The sequence below is a fragment of the Flavobacterium sp. K77 genome (assembly GCF_021608205.1).
GTDB classification, from domain to species: Bacteria; Bacteroidota; Bacteroidia; order Flavobacteriales; family Flavobacteriaceae; genus Flavobacterium; species Flavobacterium turcicum.
Genome location: NZ_JAKIHO010000001.1, coordinates 703,449 through 722,078, shown reverse-complemented (window position 1 = coordinate 722,078; position 18,630 = coordinate 703,449). Strand labels below are relative to the sequence as shown.

15 protein-coding genes and 1 tRNA gene are annotated in these 18,630 nt (G+C 35.9%); 1 reads left to right on the top strand and 15 read right to left on the bottom strand.

Features of this window, described 5'->3' with window-relative positions:
- The first annotated feature begins 116 nt into the window (after window positions 1–116).
- Window positions 117–779 carry a ribulose-phosphate 3-epimerase gene (rpe, locus tag L1S34_RS03165; RefSeq protein WP_236362801.1) on the top strand — a complete coding sequence of 221 codons (663 nt, stop codon included), beginning with the start codon at window positions 117–119 and terminating at the stop codon, window positions 777–779.
- An 89-nt stretch (window positions 780–868) separates the two neighbouring features.
- On the opposite strand, the gene L1S34_RS03160 is transcribed toward rpe, so the two are convergent.
- From L1S34_RS03160 to L1S34_RS03090, 15 genes are all read right to left on the bottom strand, one after another.
- Window positions 869–2,128 (bottom strand): YeiH family protein, encoded by a 1,260-nt coding sequence (locus tag L1S34_RS03160; protein ID WP_236362800.1) that lies wholly within the window; start codon window positions 2,126–2,128, stop codon window positions 869–871.
- Window positions 2,129–2,325: 197 nt separating this feature from the next.
- On the bottom strand, window positions 2,326–3,126 hold the full coding sequence (locus L1S34_RS03155) for a zinc-dependent peptidase (RefSeq protein WP_236362799.1): 801 nt from the start codon (window positions 3,124–3,126) through the stop codon (window positions 2,326–2,328).
- A gap of 78 nt (window positions 3,127–3,204) precedes the next feature.
- Window positions 3,205–3,278 (bottom strand) — tRNA-Arg (locus L1S34_RS03150).
- Window positions 3,279–3,480: 202 nt separating this feature from the next.
- Window positions 3,481–3,930 (bottom strand): GatB/YqeY domain-containing protein, encoded by a 450-nt coding sequence (locus tag L1S34_RS03145; RefSeq protein ID WP_236362798.1) that lies wholly within the window; start codon window positions 3,928–3,930, stop codon window positions 3,481–3,483.
- 322 nt (window positions 3,931–4,252) lie between these two features.
- Window positions 4,253–6,193 carry a cell division protein FtsZ gene (gene ftsZ, locus L1S34_RS03140; protein ID WP_236362797.1) on the bottom strand — a complete coding sequence of 647 codons (1,941 nt, stop codon included), beginning with the start codon at window positions 6,191–6,193 and terminating at the stop codon, window positions 4,253–4,255.
- Window positions 6,194–6,243: 50 nt separating this feature from the next.
- A complete protein-coding gene (gene ftsA, locus L1S34_RS03135; RefSeq protein ID WP_236362796.1) occupies window positions 6,244–7,617 on the bottom strand; it encodes a cell division protein FtsA in 1,374 nt (457 codons plus the stop codon).
- 6 nt (window positions 7,618–7,623) lie between these two features.
- Window positions 7,624–8,346 (bottom strand): cell division protein FtsQ/DivIB, encoded by a 723-nt coding sequence (locus L1S34_RS03130; RefSeq protein ID WP_210787768.1) that lies wholly within the window; start codon window positions 8,344–8,346, stop codon window positions 7,624–7,626.
- On the bottom strand, window positions 8,333–9,682 hold the full coding sequence (murC, locus tag L1S34_RS03125) for a UDP-N-acetylmuramate--L-alanine ligase (RefSeq protein WP_236362795.1): 1,350 nt from the start codon (window positions 9,680–9,682) through the stop codon (window positions 8,333–8,335). The genes L1S34_RS03130 and murC overlap by 14 nt, the downstream gene beginning before the upstream one ends.
- A gap of 65 nt (window positions 9,683–9,747) precedes the next feature.
- Window positions 9,748–10,842 carry an undecaprenyldiphospho-muramoylpentapeptide beta-N-acetylglucosaminyltransferase gene (gene murG / locus L1S34_RS03120; protein WP_236362794.1) on the bottom strand — a complete coding sequence of 365 codons (1,095 nt, stop codon included), beginning with the start codon at window positions 10,840–10,842 and terminating at the stop codon, window positions 9,748–9,750.
- Between the two features lie 28 nt (window positions 10,843–10,870).
- Window positions 10,871–12,157, bottom strand: a complete 1,287-nt coding sequence (locus L1S34_RS03115; protein WP_166133573.1) for an FtsW/RodA/SpoVE family cell cycle protein — start codon at window positions 12,155–12,157, stop codon at window positions 10,871–10,873.
- 38 nt (window positions 12,158–12,195) lie between these two features.
- Window positions 12,196–13,527: a UDP-N-acetylmuramoyl-L-alanine--D-glutamate ligase gene (gene murD, locus L1S34_RS03110; RefSeq protein ID WP_166133329.1), complete on the bottom strand. Its 1,332-nt coding sequence runs from the start codon at window positions 13,525–13,527 to the stop codon at window positions 12,196–12,198.
- A gap of 1 nt (window position 13,528) precedes the next feature.
- Complete coding sequence (gene mraY / locus L1S34_RS03105; RefSeq protein WP_166133327.1) at window positions 13,529–14,758, bottom strand: phospho-N-acetylmuramoyl-pentapeptide-transferase; 1,230 nt, start codon at window positions 14,756–14,758, stop codon at window positions 13,529–13,531.
- Window positions 14,759–14,820: 62 nt separating this feature from the next.
- Entirely contained in the window at window positions 14,821–16,284 is a 1,464-nt protein-coding gene (locus tag L1S34_RS03100; protein ID WP_236362793.1) for a UDP-N-acetylmuramoyl-L-alanyl-D-glutamate--2,6-diaminopimelate ligase, read from the bottom strand.
- Window positions 16,281–18,284: a penicillin-binding protein gene (locus L1S34_RS03095; RefSeq protein ID WP_236362792.1), complete on the bottom strand. Its 2,004-nt coding sequence runs from the start codon at window positions 18,282–18,284 to the stop codon at window positions 16,281–16,283. Before L1S34_RS03095 ends, L1S34_RS03100 begins: the two co-directional genes overlap by 4 nt.
- On the bottom strand, window positions 18,275–18,622 hold the full coding sequence (locus L1S34_RS03090) for an FtsL-like putative cell division protein (RefSeq protein ID WP_236362791.1): 348 nt from the start codon (window positions 18,620–18,622) through the stop codon (window positions 18,275–18,277). The genes L1S34_RS03095 and L1S34_RS03090 overlap by 10 nt, the downstream gene beginning before the upstream one ends.
- Between the last annotated feature and the right edge of the window lie 8 nt (window positions 18,623–18,630).

Sequence of the window (18,630 nt, the reverse complement as noted above, 5' to 3'; positions counted from 1 at the left end):
ACTAAAAGTCGTTGTTTCTTCTTAATGAAAAATTACTGCAATTGGTCTAAAAAAACTATTTTTGCACAAACAACAACTAAAGAATCTGAAACAAATTCAGATTAAACAACTACACAATGAAAAACACACTTATTGCTCCATCAGTACTAGCCGCTGACTTTGGAAACCTACAGCGAGACATTGAAATGATCAACAACAGTGAAGCCGATTGGTTTCATATAGACATCATGGACGGCGTTTTTGTTCCGAACATTTCATACGGAATGCCAGTTTTACAAGCTATAGCAAAACACGCTACCAAAACAATTGATGTACACCTAATGATTGTAGATCCTGATCGTTACATCAAAACATTTGCTGACCTAGGAGCTAATATCCTGAGCGTACATTATGAAGCGTGCACACACTTGCACAGAACGCTGCAAGCCATAAAAGCAGAAGGAATGAAGGCAGGAGTTGCCATTAATCCACACACTTCAATTGATCTGTTAGAAGATGTAATTAATGATATTGATTTGGTTTGTATCATGAGTGTCAATCCTGGTTTTGGAGGACAATCATTTATTGAAAACACTTACGCAAAAGTAGAAAAGCTAAAAGCTTTAATAAACCGCAAAGGAGCGCAAACAATTATTGAAATAGACGGCGGTGTAACCAACAAAAACGCACGTCAACTAGCAGAAGCTGGAGCCGATGTTTTAGTTGCTGGAAGCTACGTATTTGGAGCTACTGACCCAATTGCTACGGTTACCGACTTAAAAAAGATTACTACCCTATAAAAAGACAAAAATCCCAATCACATAGATTGGGATTTTTTATTTCTAGAAGAATTACTTTCAAAAATTTTCAGGGATTCCTATTGCAAAAGTTATTCAAACAATAGAAAAGCAACAATCAAAGTCACAATCACGTTGAACAACTGCGCCAATAAAAAAGCGAACAATGGCTTTTTACTACTATTTGCAAAAAGCTCTTTAAAATTGGTTTCAAGACCAATACTAGTAAAGGCTAAAGCGAACCAAAGACCTTGAATATTTTTTAAACTTTCTTTTACAACTTCTCTCGTTTCAGATGGAACTAGAAAAGAAAAAAATAAAGAGGCAGCAATAAAGCCCAAAACAAACTTCGGAAAACGTTCCCAAATAACTCCTAAAGTAGGTTTGGCAGCCTGAACGTCGGCCGCTTTATTTTGCGTATACGTCCAATATACCGAAATTGCAAAAGCCGCAATTCCTAATAAAACATTTTGTGAAAACTTAACGATAGTACTTATTTTTAAAGCCGTCTCGCCTACTAATGACCCCGAGGCAACAACTGCTCCCGAAGTATCTATACTTCCGCCCAACCAAGCTCCTGTAACTGTTTCTGGAAAATTAAAATATTTAGCAATCATGGGCATAAAAATCATCATTGGAATTGCTGTAACCAATACCATTGAAATTACGTAAGACAACTTTTTTGAATCCCCTTTGATAGCTCCAGAAGTAGCAATAGCTGCTGATACACCGCAGATAGAAACCGCACTCGATATCATCATGGTCAGTTCATCGTCAACTTTAAGTTTTTTACACAACCAAAAGGCAAAGTACCAAACAGACAAAACCACCACCAATGCTTGTATAAGCCCCAACGAACCTGCTTTAAGAATATCTGAAAAAATCACACTCGTTCCTAAAAGCACCAAACCAATTTTGACAAAAACCTCAGTTGAAAGCGCTGTACGAAACCAGTCAGGGAGTTTAACCAAATTACCAATACACAACCCTATTGCTAGACTGAAAATAACCGCTTCTAAATTATACTCTTTTACCAAACTATTTCCCGCACAAATAAGAGCCAAAAGGGTAAGAGCATACAATACTGGAAAAATTACGGCAAAATACCGCACTGACTTACCAATCAATAATGCTGCAAGAATGCCTAATATTCCAAAATAGAAAAATTGAATAAGGATAAGCAGCACATTTTCTTTTGAGAAAACCGTATCAATCAAATCAAAACCCGTTGACCATTTAAAAACAGGAACATCAGGCAAAAATAGGAACATCGATACAGCAATAATTAAAAATCCAATCAGTACTACAGTCCAATCTTCGTGAAGACTAAAATTCTTTTCTTTTTTTTGCATTAGAATTAGTTAGTATTATTAAAAGCAGCTTTTTTGAGCAATAAAATAATCTTTTTAAGTACAATACACTTTGAAAATTTACTTCATTCACTAGACACTCTATTACAAACCTAGGTAAATAACTGTAAAAAATAGCAATACAATTGGGAAATAATAAAAAATACGCTATTCATTTAACTTGATGCACGAGAACAAAATTACCTGCTTTTATAGTTTAGCATCCTAACAACATGTTGGTATAATTCAGGATGATTCGCTTTAAAAACTAATGGAGATTCAAAGAAATGTTCTAAAACCACGGCCATAAATTCAAACTCATTTTCGTAAGCATAAGCTCTAAAATATCCTTTTCGAATTAATTCATTTTGACGATTAGGGTCTAAAAAATAACTGAGTGCTTGGTTGAAAGAATCGTGATATATAATTGCACTCGCATCTTTACTTTTAATACCATGCACTTGCAAAGCGTGGGCAAACTCGTGGAGGCCCAAATTAATATTGTCATTTTCCGTTTGTAAACCAGATATAAAATCTTCCCATGAGAAAACTATGGCCTTCGCTTTTATATTTAGCTCGCCTTTATGAAAAACACCATTTGCATCCGAATCATAAGCAGTGGGATAAATTATAATTACTTCAAAAACAGTTATTAAATACTTACGCAAACCAAAACTCAACATCACGTAAGTAGCAGCGATTAAAACCCGCATATCATCGGTAACTTCAATATGCCTACCTACAAATTGATAGCGCTCGATAAAACATACTGTTCTATGTTCAAAATAGGATTTGTATCGTGTGGAAAGTGCCGTGTAGAAAGGAAAATTATCCACAAGTAATTCTCTTTGATTCGGTGACAATTTGCGTTGTACCGGATAAAAATGAACATAAAGCGGCTTATTAAAAAGAAACAAAAAAATGGGCTCAACAATCACAAAGATCACATAGAGCAAGAGAGAAATAGCAACAAACCCAGAAATTATCAATGCAATTGTCATACGAAAAGATGGATTTATTAAAAAAGCTTCAACCATGCTCCCACCTTGGGAAATCAGTTGAAGCTTTAAAGTTAAATGTGGCCGCGACAGGGTTCGAACCTGCAACCCTCAGAGTCGAAATCTGATATTCTATCCAGTTGAACTACACAGCCAAAAAAATCTCAAACAAAACATTTTTTACACAGAATGGCAAAAAATTTATTCGTCAGCAATATAGTTACCGAAGTTTACATACAAACTACTCATAAACTTAAATATTAGCACACAAACCAAACTGAAAAGCTTTGTTTTTTTGAGAGGCGCAAGTAACGATTTTAGATTTACAAAATAAAATCGTTATGCATAAATTTCTGACTAGGTCAATAATTTTTTTACTATAGTTGAAATGGTTTTACCCTCAGCGGTTCCACCAAGTTGTGCAGAAGCCAATCCCATTACTTTTCCCATTGCTGCGATTCCAGAAGCTCCTGTTTCAGCAATAATTTTGGTAATTACAGCTTCTACTTCCTCTTCGCTCAACTGAGCTGGTAAGAATTTTTCGATTACAGCAATTTGCGCCAATTCTGGCTCAGCTAAATCCAAACGGTTTTGCTCTGTAAAAATTCTTGCGCTTTCTTTACGTGTTTTTACCAAACGTTGTAATAACTTCACCTCATCATCTTCGGTAATTTCTTCTTTAGATCCAGAAGCGGTTTGCGCTAAAAGAATCTCACTTTTTATAGCTCTCAAAGCTTCTAATGCAACCGTATCTTTGGCTCTCATGGCAGTTTTCATTTCGTCCATGATTTGTACTGATAAACTCATATATTGGGTTTTAAATTTTGTTTTACTATTGCAGTTGAAACAACTTATGAATGATGCATTTTTGCCCCAGATGAAAGTGAAAAGCCTTTTGAGAGGAAAACACATTTTTTTCTTGGACTTAAAAAGCGACCAAAGGAAGCTATTTTAAGTCCAAGAAAAAAGTGTTTTGTGCCAAAAGCTTGTAACGACAGCTGGAAATAGGCTCGACAAATTTACAGCATTTTAACCGTAATAGCAACTGCTGTTAATGTCATAACATCAAAAAAAATAACCCGAAAATAAGTTCTATTTTCGGGTTATTTACATTTGGTATTATTGAGTATTAATCAACGTTATCGTGCAAATACGAGTTGTTTGATCTGAATTGTAAATCGTTGTTACTGTCAGTACTCAATGAAATTCTTGAATTAGCACTGTTCACTTGATTAGTTGAAATATCGATTCCGGAACGCTTGTAGGCTGGTCCTTTATCAAAATCGTCACGATTCGCTACGTTATTATTGAACTTATAGTTGAATTCTTTTAATTTTTGACGACGCTCATCTGCTTTCATACGCATTGATTCCTCAATAGTCATTTCCATTGGTGAAATTGCTGCGAAATCTACTGGCGCCTCATTTATTGTGCGCTCAACCTGCTTTAGTATAATATTCAATTCAGCTGGAATTACAGGCTCAACTACTTTAGCAACTGGCTTTGGCATGAACTCTGCTTCTGGCTCCATAAACTCCTCTAAAGAATATTTGATAATGCCGTTATCTGAAAGTTCTGTTACAGGAACGAACTGAACTGCATCATTTACTTTGATTTCTTTTGTTTCGTTGGTTAGTTCCCAAACTACTTTATTTTCTTGCACTGGAGCTGCTGCTTCAGTCTTAAAAAGTGGCAAGTCGAAAGAAAAAGCGGTTTGTTCTTGCTTTTCTGGCGATTTTGGCTGAACTGCTTTTACTTCTGGAATAGCATTGGTTACTACAAAATCGATATCAGTGATTGGAGAAACTATCTCGAAAGTAACATCCAAATTTTTGATAAAGTCAGACATTCCAATTAACTCCTCAGCATTTACCTCTGGAGCTGCAACAACAGGAGTAGGAACGACTACTTCATCTTCCATAAGATCAAAGACAATTCTTTCGTTTGAATTTGAAGATACTGGAGTTTCAATATTGATATCAAAAGTATTTACTGACGTATTACTTAAATTATGAACACTTCTTTGCTCATCCTCTAAGGTGTGGATAATTTTTTTTGGCTCTGTGTTTACGATATCATTCTGTTGTTCAATATCAAAACCCGTAGCAATAATTGTAACTGCAATAGAATCGCCAAGAGCTTCATCCTCACCAACACCCATAATAATATTGGCATTGTGACCTGCTTCAATTTGAATGTGGTCATTGATCTCGCCAATTTCATCGATAGTAATTTCATTAGTTCCAGAAACGATAAGCAACAATACGTTTTTGGCACCAGTAATTTTATTATCATTCAATAAAGGAGAATCTAAAGCTGCGATAATAGCCTCTTTTGCTCTGTTTTCGCCAGAAGAAACAGATGATCCCATAATTGCTGTTCCGCTGTTATACAACACGGTCTTAGCATCACGTAAATCGATATTTTGCGTGTAGTGGTGTGTAATTACCTCTGCAATACCTCTTGAGGCTGTAGCTAAAACTTCATCCGCTTTTGAAAATCCTGCCTTGAAACCAAGATTACCATAAACTTCTCTTAACTTATTGTTGTTGATTACAATTAAAGAGTCAACCTGCTTACGCAATTTTTCGATACCAATTAACGCTTGTTCCTGACGTACTTTACCCTCAAATAAGAAAGGCAAAGTCACAATACCTACAGTAAGAATATCTCTTTCTTTAGCTAATTGTGCAATTACAGGAGCAGCACCAGTACCTGTACCTCCACCCATACCAGCAGTAATAAAAACCATTTTGGTATTTACATCTAACATTTTCTCTATCTCAGAGATACTTTCGATGGCTGATTGTTGTCCTACATCTGGATTTGCGCCTGCTCCCAAACCTTCAGTTAAGTGCACACCTAATTGAATTTTGTTTGGAACAGCACTATTATGCAACGCTTGAGAATCTGTATTACAAACGATAAAATCTACCCCTTTGATTCCTTGTCTAAACATGTGGTTTATAGCGTTACTACCGCCGCCACCGACCCCTATAACTTTTATTACATTTGATTGATTTTTAGGTAAATCAAATGAAATACTTCCAAATTCTGTGTTGCTTGGCATAATTTTGGGTTTTTGATATTTATTATTAATTCTTATTCTTTGCTGACTTCTTATTCTACGTTATCTAAAAATTCTTTGATTTTTTCTACATAACGATCAAAGAAGTTTTTTTGTATTCCTTTTACTGTCGAAGGCGCCTTCACTGCTTCTGGCTCTACCTGCACTTCTTCTTCTGGTTCATAAACAACAGTTGGTGTTTCTTGAACTCCTATTACAATTTCTTTTGGTTGTTCTATTTGACCTTTTCGAACAGCACTTTGAGAATTATTCTCGATACTCTTCATTACCAAACCTACTGCTGTCGCGTATAAAGGGCTTGAAATTTCTTCATCTGAATTACCTGCCAAGTGCTCATTAGGATAACCAATACGCGTATCCATACCGGTAATGTACTCCACCAATTGTTTGATGTGCTTAAGTTGCGCACCACCTCCGGTTAATACAATACCTGCAATTAATTTTTTGCGAGGATCTTCGTGTCCGTATGCTTTTACTTCTGTAAAAACTTGATCAATAATTTCTACAACTCGTGCGTGAATAATTTTAGACAAATTTTTCAAAGAAATCTCTTTCGGCTCTCTACCTCTTAAACCAGGAATTGAAACAATCTCGTTGTCTTTGTTTTCACCTGGCCAAGCAGAACCAAATTTTACTTTAAGCAATTCAGCTTGTTTTTCTATGATTGAACAACCTTCCTTGATGTCATCTGTTATTACATTTCCACCGAAAGGAATTACAGCTGTGTGACGAATGATTCCATCTTTAAAAATAGCCAAATCAGTAGTTCCACCACCAATATCAATCAAGGCAACACCTGCTTCTTTTTCTTCTTGACTCAAAACCGCGTCTGCCGAAGCCAATGGTTCCAAAGTAAGTCCTGACAAATCAATACCAGAACTTTGAATGCAACGCCCCACGTTTCTAATAGAAGCAGCTTGCCCTACCACAACATGAAAACTCGCCTCTAAGCGTCCGCCGTACATCCCGATAGGTTCTTTTATTTCAGATTGCCCATCAATTTTAAATTCTTGTGGTAAAACATGAATAATCTCCTCTCCCGGCAACATAGCAAGCTTGTTGACTTGGTCAATTAAAAACTGTATGTCATTTCCGCCAATAACCTCCTCTGGATTATTTCTACTGATATAATCTGTATGCTGTATACTACGAATGTGTTGACCGGCTATACCAACAACAACATCCTTAATTTTAAAACCTGAATCTATCTCCGCTTCCTGAATTGCTTGCTGTATAGATTGAATAGTTTGGGTAATATTATTTACCACACCTCGAGCCACACCAAGACTTTTGGATTTACCTAATCCTAAAATTTCGAGTTTCCCGTACTCATTCTTTTTACCTATCATGGCAACAATTTTAGTTGTCCCAATATCTAGACCTACTGCAATGTTCTCTTTTTCCATTCTCTATTATTTAGTGCAAACTACTTGATCCGTAAATCGGAGGTCAATTTTTTTATATTTATACAACGAACTATCTAAAACTGCTTTTTGAAAAAAAGCTTTATAGTTTTTAAATTTCACTGCCGCATTTTTTAAATTACCAAAATCGATGCGGTAATCAAAATTCCTATTGTACATTTTTAGGCTACTGTTCGGCATAATTTCGACTCCAATAATATTTTTTTTCAAAAAATCATCTTCGTAAATCAACCGAAACAAACTCACCAATTCTTCATTATTTACTGACCCAATTACTCCAGAAACAAGCGGAACTCTTGCAGTAAAATTGGTTGACAAAGGCATTGTACCACCTTCGTAATCAATATAAAAAGACCTTTCATTGGCAAAAACTCTTGCTATTGGGGTCTTTTGCTTTACTACTGCTTTAAGCACGCCATCAATAGTCACAAAAACATCTGATTCTTTAATCATTTTTTGTGAATTGATAGTTTGCTCCAACTCCCTCAAATCTAAAGTAAGTTTTTCAATACTTTTTACATCCCTGTTTTTTTCTATTAACAATTTATTAACCGATTCTTGTTTAACATACGGATCTAATTGCTCAACAAAAATAACTTCTGTAGCTCTTAATTTCCTTTTTTCATTTCGTTTTGAAGTGAACGAAAAAAGAAAAATAACTAGTCCAAACATCAGGACTAATCGGGTATTTGTCCAATTAAAGCGTTTCATTGATAGCCATTTTTATTTGCGGAACCAGCTCTCCTATATCACCTGCACCAATAGTCACAATCACCGTTGCATCGCTAGCCAAAACAGCAGGAATAACCTCCGATTTTGTTACTAACTTTTTGTGCTTATTTGACACCATTTCTAACAACCAACTTGAGGTAATTCCTTCAATTGGTAGCTCTCTTGCTGGATAAATATCTAGCAACAAGATTTCATCAAAAGCTGAAAGACTTTTTGCAAAATCAACTGCAAAATCTCGCGTTCTACTAAAAAGATGTGGTTGAAATACTGCAAATACTTTTTGCCCAGGATACAATTCTCTCACGGCTTGATGTACTGCATTAATCTCAGTAGGATGGTGAGCATAGTCGTCTATATAAACCTTTTCATCACTTTTAATTTGGTACGAAAATCTTCTTTTAATCCCTTGAAAAGAAGCAATGCCTTTTGCAATGGCCTCGGTTGGGGTGCCGAATAAATTAGCCATTGCAATCGCCATTAATGCATTCATTAAATTATGTTTTCCTGGCAATCCAAAATGTAGGTCTTTGATGATTTCAGTAGGTGTCTGTACATCAAAAACATAACTTCCGTTACCTATTCGCACATTGTACGCACGATAAGGTGCATCCGTATTAATTGAGCAAACCACCCCATCAATTGGTAACTCATTTGTTATGAATAACTTATTTTTATCTTCTACTTTAGAGGCAAATTCGATAAACGACGCTTCAATTGCATCGCTCGTGCCATAGATATCCAAATGATCTGCATCCATAGAGGTAATACATGCTATATTTGGATGTAAATGTAAAAACGAACGATCGAATTCGTCGGCCTCTACAACAGTGACCGTTTTTCCATTTCCTATTAGGTTTGAATTGTAATTTTCTACAATGCCGCCAATAAAAGCGGTAACATCGGCGCCACTTTGATGTAATATGTGACCTAAAATTCCAGAAGTAGTTGTTTTACCATGTGTACCCGCAACGGCAAAACAAAAAGTATCTTTAGTAATAATTCCGAGTACCTCGGCTCTTTTTTTAATCACAAAATTGTTTTGCAAAAAGAAATTCCATTGTGAGTGCGAAACTGGAACAGCCGGAGTCACCACTACCAATGTGCTTTCAACAGAAAAATGAGATGGAATAAGAGCTACGTTATCTTCAAAATGAATAGCAATACCTGACGCTATCAACTCATTAGTTAATACCGATGGCGTTTTATCATAACCCGCTACTTGTTTCCCTAAGGTTTTAAAATAGCGCGCCAGATTACTCATACCAATACCACCAATACCGATAAAATAAACGTTATGTATTTGCTCTAGATTCATTTTTTTATTCTGTTTTAAATTTTATTCTAACGAAGTATCACTGTTTTACACTGAACTTAATTTCCTTAATCCCGAATCAGTTTTACAATTTCGTCAACAATATCTTTAGTCGCATTGGGCTTAGCCAAAGCTTTCATATTTGTGCTTAAACTTTTTTGCAACTTTTCATCGTGCAATACATCGTTGAAAAGTGATTGAAATTTTACTTCTAAATCACTTTCTTTTAATAAAAGTGCTCCCTTTTGATCTACAATTGCTTGTGCATTTTTAGTTTGATGATCTTCGGCAACATTTGGTGACGGAATAAAAATAGTCGGCTTTGCTACCAAACATAATTCAGACACAGATGAAGCACCAGCACGTGAAATCACGAAATCAGCAGCTGCATAAATTAAATCCATTCTGTCAATAAATGCTACCACTTGAACGCCAGGTTTCCTATTCAAGTGCTCGAATTCTGATTTATAAAAATTCCCACATTGCCAAAAAACTTGAACTCCTGAAGCAATCAAAAAATCCAACTCTTTTTCAATTAATTGGTTAATTCTTCGTGACCCAAGGCTTCCGCCTAAAACCAAAAGCGTTTTTTTAGAAGCATCTAAATTAAAATATTCAATTCCTTGATTTCTTTTTGATTCAATATCTAACAGATCTTGACGAACAGGATTTCCTGTTACAATAATTTTTTCTTTTGGAAAAAAACGCTCCAAATTGCTATAAGCCACACATATTTTGCGTGCTTTTTTACTCAATATTTTGTTTGTAATTCCAGGAAACGAATTCTGCTCTTGAATTACAGTAGGAATTCCTGCTGATCCTGCCATTTGCAATAGCGGACCACTCGCAAAGCCACCTGTACCGATAACTACATCTGGTTGGAACTTTTTAATAATAGCTTTTGAACGCCATAAACTTGACATTACTTTTAGTGGAAATACAGCATTATCAAATGTGAGCTTACGTTGTAAACCAGCAATCCATAAACCCTCGATAGCATAACCTGCTTGCGGTACTTTTTGCATTTCCATTTTATCTTGGGCACCTACAAAAAGAAAAGAAGCGTCAGGAAAACGCGACTTTAATTCATTTGCAATAGCGATAGCTGGATAAATATGTCCACCTGTTCCGCCTCCACTCAATATGAATTTATAGTTTTTCATTTTTGTATGCTTAAATATCTGTTGTACTTTATTTATTGTAAACTGCCTTCAAAGGATTAGAACCTTTTTCTTCTATTGAGTAAGAAGGTTCTGCATTGTTTTCAGCCTCGATAGTCTCATCAATTAAACGCTGTAAAACTTCATCACGCTTGGCTGCTTCTTTCTGTTCTTCGGCGATTTCTTCTTCTTTTTTTGTAACACTCAAAATAATACCAAGTGCAATACAAGTCATCCAAATAGAAGTTCCTCCACTACTAATTAACGGTAAAGTTTGACCTGTAACTGGTAATAACTCAACCGCAACGGCCATATTGATCATTGCTTGAAATATCATCGGAAATCCTAAACCAATAACTACTAATTTTCCAAACATGGTAGGCGCTTTATGAGATGCTACTACGAAACGAATAAGTAAAAACATATAAATAATCAAAACTCCAATTCCTCCCACAAGTCCATATTCCTCAACGATTATAGCGAAAATAAAATCGGAGGAAGATTGTGGTAAAAAGTTTTTTTGTACACTTTTACCTGGACCCAAACCGTAAATTTTACCAGACGCTATTGCAATTTTTGCTTTTTCTATTTGGTAATCGTCTTCATCTGGTTTGTCGCTTGTAAAACTTTCTATGCGGCTTATCCAAGTATCTACACGATTAGGAAAAGCATTAGGAAAAGCTTTTGCAACCAAAATAAAAAATACTAAAGCTACAATACCTGATCCAACTATAAATCCAATATACTTTAAAGGATATTTACCAATAAAAACTAACATAATTACCATTGAAAAAATCAAGGCAGTTGTTGAAAAATTCGATGGTAAAATAAACATTAGAGTGATAAAAACAGGTAACCACAATTCCTTACATGATTGGACAAAATCTATCGGAGTTTCTCTAGTTTTAGAAAGGTATCTTGCAACATAAATAAACAAAATCAGAGCGGCAAATGCCGATGGTTGAAAGGACAAACCGATGAACGGAATTTGTAACCACCTACTAGCGTTTGCGCCACCAATAACGGTTCCTTTTACCATTGTAATCAACAAAATCACCCAAACAAGAGGCAATAGCAATCTAGATAAAGAACGAAAATATTGGTACGGAATTTTGTGTACATAAAAAATAATGGCAAAACCACAGCAAATGTGAACCAAATGTTTCAATAAATATCCCAGGGTATTTCCCGTACCATGGCCTAAATAAGCTAAATTACTACTCGCACTAAAAACAGGCATAAACGAAAACAAAGCCAATAAGGCCACAAATGACCATATTACTTTATCTCCTTTTAATTTGTTTACTAGATTTTTAATCATTGCTTGTAGTTTTGAACTTTGGGAATGGATTTCTATTATAAACTTTTAACCGCTTGCTTGAATTGTCTTCCTCTGTCTTCGTAGTTTTCGAACAGATCAAAACTAGCACATGCTGGCGACAATAATACCGTATCACCTTTCTCTGTTAAACGCTGTGACATACGAACTGCATCATTCATATTCGTTACCTCAATCATCATATCAACTACATTGCCAAAAGCATCGATAATTTTTTTATTATCCACTCCAAGACAAATAATAGCCTTTACTTTTTCGCGAACCAAAGACATTAACTCATTATAGTCATTTCCTTTATCTACACCACCCACAATCCAAACTGTTGGTGTATTCATGCTATCTAATGCAAAAAAAGTTGCGTTTACATTCGTTGCTTTTGAATCGTTGATATATTGTACGTTTTGAATTTTAAGGACTTTTTCAAGACGATGCTCTACTCCTTGAAAATCCGAAAGACTTTCTCTGATGGTAGCCTTTCTTATTTGCATTAATCGAGCTACAGAAGTTGCTGCCATTGCGTTTTTCATATTATGTTTTCCTTCTAATGCAATGTGCTCTGTGTCCATTGTAAATTCGTCTTTAGTAATCTTTACTTCCATTTTGTTATCTTTTATAAAGGCTCCTTCGCTGAAAGTTTGTGTCAATGAGAAAGGAATTAATTTTGCTTTTGTTGTATTGTTTTTTAACCAATTTGTGATCGCCTCATCGTCGGCATCGTAAATCAAATAATCCTCTTCGGTTTGATTCATTGTAATCCTGAACTTGGCTGCTATGTAATTATCATAATTGTATTCGTAGCGATCCAAATGATCTGGACTTATATTTGTAATTATAGCAATATGCGGTTTGAATTTTTCTATTCCGTCTAGCTGAAAACTACTTAGTTCGAGTACGTACGAATCGTACTTATTATCGGCCACTTGCCAAGCAAAACTTTTACCGATGTTACCTCCTAACCCAACATTCAAACCTGCCGATTTTAGCAAGTGATGCGTAAGCATGGTCGTAGTCGTTTTACCGTTACTACCTGTAATGCCCACAATTGTTGCTTTTGTAAAAGGAGCTGCAAATTCAATCTCTGATATTACCGGAATTCCTTTTTCTAAAAGCTGTTGCACCATTGGCGAACGATCAGGAATACCAGGACTTTTCATCACTACATCGGCGTTTAAAATTAAATCTGCCGTGTGCTTTTCTTCTTCCCAAGCAATACCATTAATTAGAAGAACTTCTTTGTAATTGTTTTTGATTTTCCCAAAGTCGGATACAAAAACATCGTATCCCTTACTTTTTCCAAGGATCGCGGTACCTACACCGCTTTCGCCTCCTCCTAAAACTACTAGCCTCATACTATCTTAATTTTAAAGTAACGATAGACAAAATGGCTAACATGATGGCTACAATCCAAAAGCGAGTTACAATTTTGCTTTCGTGGTAGCCTTTCTTTTGATAGTGATGATGCAAAGGCGACATTAGAAAAATTCTTCGCCCTTCGCCAAAACGTTTTTTGGTATATTTAAAGTAGCTCACTTGCAGGACTACTGAAAAATTTTCGACTAGAAAAATTCCGCACAACAAAGGAATCAGCATTTCTTTACGCACTGCAATTGCTAGTACAGCGATAATTCCTCCTATGGTTAAACTTCCTGTATCGCCCATAAAAACCGATGCGGGATAAGAGTTGTACCATAAAAAACCAATTAACGACCCAACAAATGCGGCTATAAATACGGTCATTTCACCCGAATTGGGGATGTACATAATATTGAGGTAGTTCGAAAAGATAATATTTCCAGAAACAAAAGTAAAAATACCGAGTGCCAACACACTTATTGCCGATGTTCCTGCGGCCAAACCATCAATACCATCCGTCAAATTAGCTCCATTAGAAACCGCTGTGATAATAAAAATAACAACTGGAATAAAAACCAACCAAGCCCATTTTTCATAACCATCACCCGTCCAAGCTAAAACCTCAGCATAATCGAATTCGTTGTTTTTGAAAAACGGAATTGTAGTAGCTGTCGACTTTTCTTCGATAGGAGCTGGAGTTATTACTGTACTATTTGGCGCTTTAAAAATATCCGATGTAGAAGTATCTGTACGAACGGTAACTCCCGCATGAAAGTATAAAACTGTACCTACTATCAACCCTAATCCTACTTGACCGATTACTTTAAAAATTCCTTTTAGTCCTTGTTTGTCTTTTTTAAAGATTTTGATATAATCGTCAATAAAACCAATAGTTCCCATCCACAGAGTGGTAACAATCAACAAAACGATGTAAATATTATGCAGTTTAGCAAACAAAAGAACCGGCAGTAATGTGGCAAAAATAATGATCAACCCACCCATTGTTGGTGTACCTGCTTTTTCATTTTGACCTGCTAAACCAAGCTCACGAACTGTTTCGCCTACTTGCTGTCTTTGTAAAAAACGAATAATTCTTTTACCGTAAATGGTAGACAACAATAACGATAGCATTAAAGCCAAGGCAGAACGGAAGGTAATGTACTGAAAAACTCCTGTGCCCGGCACATCCATTACTTTGTCTAAATATTCGAATAAGTAGTATAGCATAATTCGTTGTTTATTTTATGATTCAGTTTTTTTTACGATGAAAAGCAAACTTGAACTTGATTTTATTTTTCTAATAATTGTAATAACTCTTTTACCGTTTCCATATCATCAAAATGATGACGAACGCCGTTTACTTCTTGATATGACTCATGCCCTTTTCCAGCAATTAAAATGATATCGTTGGACTGAGCCAATTGACAAGCGGTTTTTATAGCTTGGCGTCTGTCAGTGATGGAAACCATTTTTTTGAAATCCTGCGCAGGCACACCTTCTTCCATCTCTTTGATAATGATTTCTGGATCTTCGTTACGCGGATTATCAGCCGTAAAAATGGCTTTGTCACTCCAAGTAGTTGCTAAAGCTGCCATAATAGGTCTCTTAGCTTTGTCTCTATTTCCTCCACAGCCCACTACAGTAATCAATTGCTCATTTTTGGTACGGATATCGGTTATGGTTTTCAAAACATTCTCTAGAGCGTCTGGTGTATGAGCATAATCCACAATAGCCGTAATATTCTCTTTCGAAACGATAAACTGAAAGCGACCTGAAACACTTTCTAAATTTGATAACAACCTTAAAACCTCAAGGCTTTCTAAGCCTAATTCTACTGCGGCACCATAAATTGCTAATAAATTATAAGCGTTGAAGGTTCCTATTAACTTCACCCAAACTTCATTTCCATTTATCTTAAGCAGTAAACCCGCTAGTTGATTCTCTAAAATTTGCGCTCTGTAATCAGCGTAGGATTTTAAAGCATACGTACATTTTTTTGCTGCTGTATTTTGCATCATCACCATTCCGTTTTTGTCATCGGCGTTTACGAGTGCAAAACTACTTTTTGACAAACCATCAAAAAATGCTTTCTTGACGTCTCTATATTCAGCAAACGTTGCGTGATAATCCAAATGATCGTGCGACAAATTGGTAAAAATTCCACCTACAAACTGCAAAGATTCCGTTCTTTTCTGATGAATACCGTGCGAGCTTACTTCCATAAAACAGTAGGTTACACCAGCATCAACCATTTCACGTAAGTAACGATTGATAGTCAAAGAATCCGGAGTAGTATGCGTTGCCTTGTATTCTAAATCATCAACTAAAATTTTAACGGTAGAAAGTAAGCCAACTTTAAAACCCGCTTTTTTAAACAATTGATATAGCAAAGAAGCGATAGTCGTTTTACCATTTGTACCCGTAATTCCAACCAATTTCAATTCACTTGATGGATTTTGGTAATAATTTGCCGCCATAAAAGCTAGAGCAGCGTTCGCATCAGCCACACGGATATAAGTCACATTCGACTCCAAAACAGTTGGTAACTGCTCACAAATAATAGCTACTGCACCTTGCGAAATGGCAGTGCTAATAAAATCATGCCCATCAGAAATTGTTCCTTTGATAGCCACGAAAACATCATTTGCTCCAATATTTCGAGAGTCAAAATCAATTTTATTGATAGTTACAGTAGTTGCTCCTTGAATAGATTCAATGGCTACTTTATGTAATATGTCTTGCAATACTTTCATGATAATTCTAATAATACCGTTGCGTTTTTCACCAATGCATCTCCTGCTTGCAACGATTGTTTTTTCACTTTACCTACGCCAATCACCTTAACTTTAAGTCCAAGATTACCTACTAAAGCTACAGCGTCCATGCCAGACATTCCTTTGAGGTTTGGCATAACATTGGCTTTCTTTTGCACTTTTGAATAAAAAGAAGTATAATGTGTTTCTTGTTTTTTGATTTTTCGATCAATATTTCTTATTGCGTTTGTTGATGGCGCATCAGTAAAAATCTTTTGTGCAATACGTTTAAAAACAGGGCCTGCTACATCTGCTCCGTAAAAATTATTCAGTGCTGTATTAGGCTTGTGCACTACTACAATACAAGAGTATTTTGGACTTTCAGCTGGAAAATATCCCACGAACGAAGAAGCATAATACATTCCTGTTCGACCTGCTTTACCGTAATTGACCTGAGCGGTTCCTGTTTTTCCTGCCATCGAAAACTCTTTCGAATACAATTTTTCTCCTGTTCCTTTTTTAACCACATTAGCCAAAACTGCTTTCAATTTTACAATGGTTTCCTTCGAACAAATTCTCGGGTTAAGCACTTCTTTATCGTACTTTTTAATGGTTTTATTCCACTCCTTAATTTCAGAAACAAACTGTGGCTTCACCATTTCTCCATCATTAGCAACCGCATTATAAAAAGCTAAGGTTTGCATCGGTGTAATGTGTACACCATATCCAAAAGCCATCCAAGGCAATGATATTTTGGACCAACTTCTATCTGTAGGTTGAGGCACGTACGGAATTCCTTCTCCTTTTATAGAAAGTCCCAAAGTTTTACTTAAACCATAATTATTAAGGTGATTTACAAACTGTGAAGGATTCTCTTTGTAGGCATTGTAAACCGCTTGAACTAAAACCGTGTTAGAAGAAACCTCAAAACCTCTAGCCAGCGAAATCTTGCCATAGCCACCTTTATGAGAATCTTCTACTTTTTCACCAAAATAAGTTATCACCCCGTTTTTGCTATCATAAACGGCACTCGTATCTACTTTTTTATCATCTAACAATGCCATTAATCCCGCTAGCTTGTAAGTAGAACCAGGTTCATGAGACTCAGCTATTGCATAATTAGTCGTTTCATAATAAGTTCCGTCATTAGCGCGTCCTAAGTTAGAAATCGCTTTGACGTGACCTGTTTTTGTTTCCATCACCACTACTGATCCGTGATCTGCCTCATAGGCTTCCAATTGTTTTAACAAAGCATGATGCGCAATATCTTGTATGTACACATCAATTGTTGAAATCACATCGTATCCGTCCTGAGGATCCACCTCATTTACATCACGAATTGGTTTCCATTGACCTTTAGCTATTTTCTGTTTTAAAATTTTTCCGTCTTTTCCGTTTAAGTAGTCTCTAAAAGCCCACTCAATTCCTTTACCATCTACAGAAACGCCATTTGCAGTGCGCTCGTAACCCACAGTTCTCTCGGCTATTTTACCAATTGGATGCTCGCGAACCGTTTCTTGCTCTACGATAATTCCGCCTTTGTATGCGCCTAAATTAAAAAGTGGGAAACCTTTAATTTTAAAATATTGCGTATAACTTAATTTTCGACCAATTAAAAAATACCTGTTTTTGTTGGCTCTGGCTTTGCGTAATTCATTCTCGTAGAAATAAGCGGTTTTACCCAGAACAGTAACTAGCGAGTCTGATAATGCCTTTACGTTCTTTTCAAAAGTTTCGCTTTTTGGTGCCAAAGCATCAAAACGAATCTCATAATTCGGTATAGATGTTGCCAATAAACTACCATCTGCCGAGTAGATATTGCCTTTGTTGGCTGGAATAACAAAATTCCTCACCGTTCTTTCTTTTGCAAGCTGACGATAATATGCTCCTTCGACCCACTGAATGTTGGTCAACTTTACCACAATAGCAATTGCCATCAAAAAGATGAAGCCTGCTACTAGGTAAACTCTGTAGGAAATATTTTTATCGTCTACTGCCATATTTTTTGAAAAAAGTTTTTCTCTTCTTTTTTAACTACTTTAATTTTTATTGGAGGAACCGTTGCTGGAAAAATTTGTTTCTCCTCCATTTTTTTCGACACTGTCGATTCCATTTTTAATTTCATTAACTCTGAACGACGATCTACAAATTCTGATCGTAACTCCTTGACTTCATTAGTTAATGCTACAATTTTAAACACCTTTTGCTCGTAACGCTGCGTATTGGCAATCATGATTATCGCCAGTATTATTATAAAGACAATGAATCTCCAGTTTTTGAACGCATCATCATTAACTAGAAATCGGGCTTTTAAAATATTGTACACTCCGTTTTTCATCAGTAATG

Bases quoted from the DNA above. Each gene is read 5' to 3' on its own strand.
- rpe (WP_236362801.1), top strand. From the start codon at position 117: ATGAAAAACACACTTATTGCTCCATCAGTACTAGCCGCTGACTTTGGA.
- L1S34_RS03160 (WP_236362800.1), bottom strand. From the start codon at position 2,128: ATGCAAAAAAAAGAAAAGAATTTTAGTCTTCACGAAGATTGGACTGTA.
- L1S34_RS03155 (WP_236362799.1), bottom strand. From the start codon at position 3,126: ATGACAATTGCATTGATAATTTCTGGGTTTGTTGCTATTTCTCTCTTG.
- L1S34_RS03145 (WP_236362798.1), bottom strand. From the start codon at position 3,930: ATGAGTTTATCAGTACAAATCATGGACGAAATGAAAACTGCCATGAGA.
- ftsZ (WP_236362797.1), bottom strand. From the start codon at position 6,193: ATGCCAAGCAACACAGAATTTGGAAGTATTTCATTTGATTTACCTAAA.
- ftsA (WP_236362796.1), bottom strand. From the start codon at position 7,617: ATGGAAAAAGAGAACATTGCAGTAGGTCTAGATATTGGGACAACTAAA.
- L1S34_RS03130 (WP_210787768.1), bottom strand. From the start codon at position 8,346: ATGAAACGCTTTAATTGGACAAATACCCGATTAGTCCTGATGTTTGGA.
- murC (WP_236362795.1), bottom strand. From the start codon at position 9,682: ATGAATCTAGAGCAAATACATAACGTTTATTTTATCGGTATTGGTGGT.
- murG (WP_236362794.1), bottom strand. From the start codon at position 10,842: ATGAAAAACTATAAATTCATATTGAGTGGAGGCGGAACAGGTGGACAT.
- murD (WP_166133329.1), bottom strand. From the start codon at position 13,527: ATGAGGCTAGTAGTTTTAGGAGGAGGCGAAAGCGGTGTAGGTACCGCG.
- mraY (WP_166133327.1), bottom strand. From the start codon at position 14,758: ATGCTATACTACTTATTCGAATATTTAGACAAAGTAATGGATGTGCCG.
- L1S34_RS03100 (WP_236362793.1), bottom strand. From the start codon at position 16,284: ATGAAAGTATTGCAAGACATATTACATAAAGTAGCCATTGAATCTATT.
- L1S34_RS03095 (WP_236362792.1), bottom strand. From the start codon at position 18,284: ATGGCAGTAGACGATAAAAATATTTCCTACAGAGTTTACCTAGTAGCA.
- L1S34_RS03090 (WP_236362791.1), bottom strand. From the start codon at position 18,622: ATGAAAAACGGAGTGTACAATATTTTAAAAGCCCGATTTCTAGTTAAT.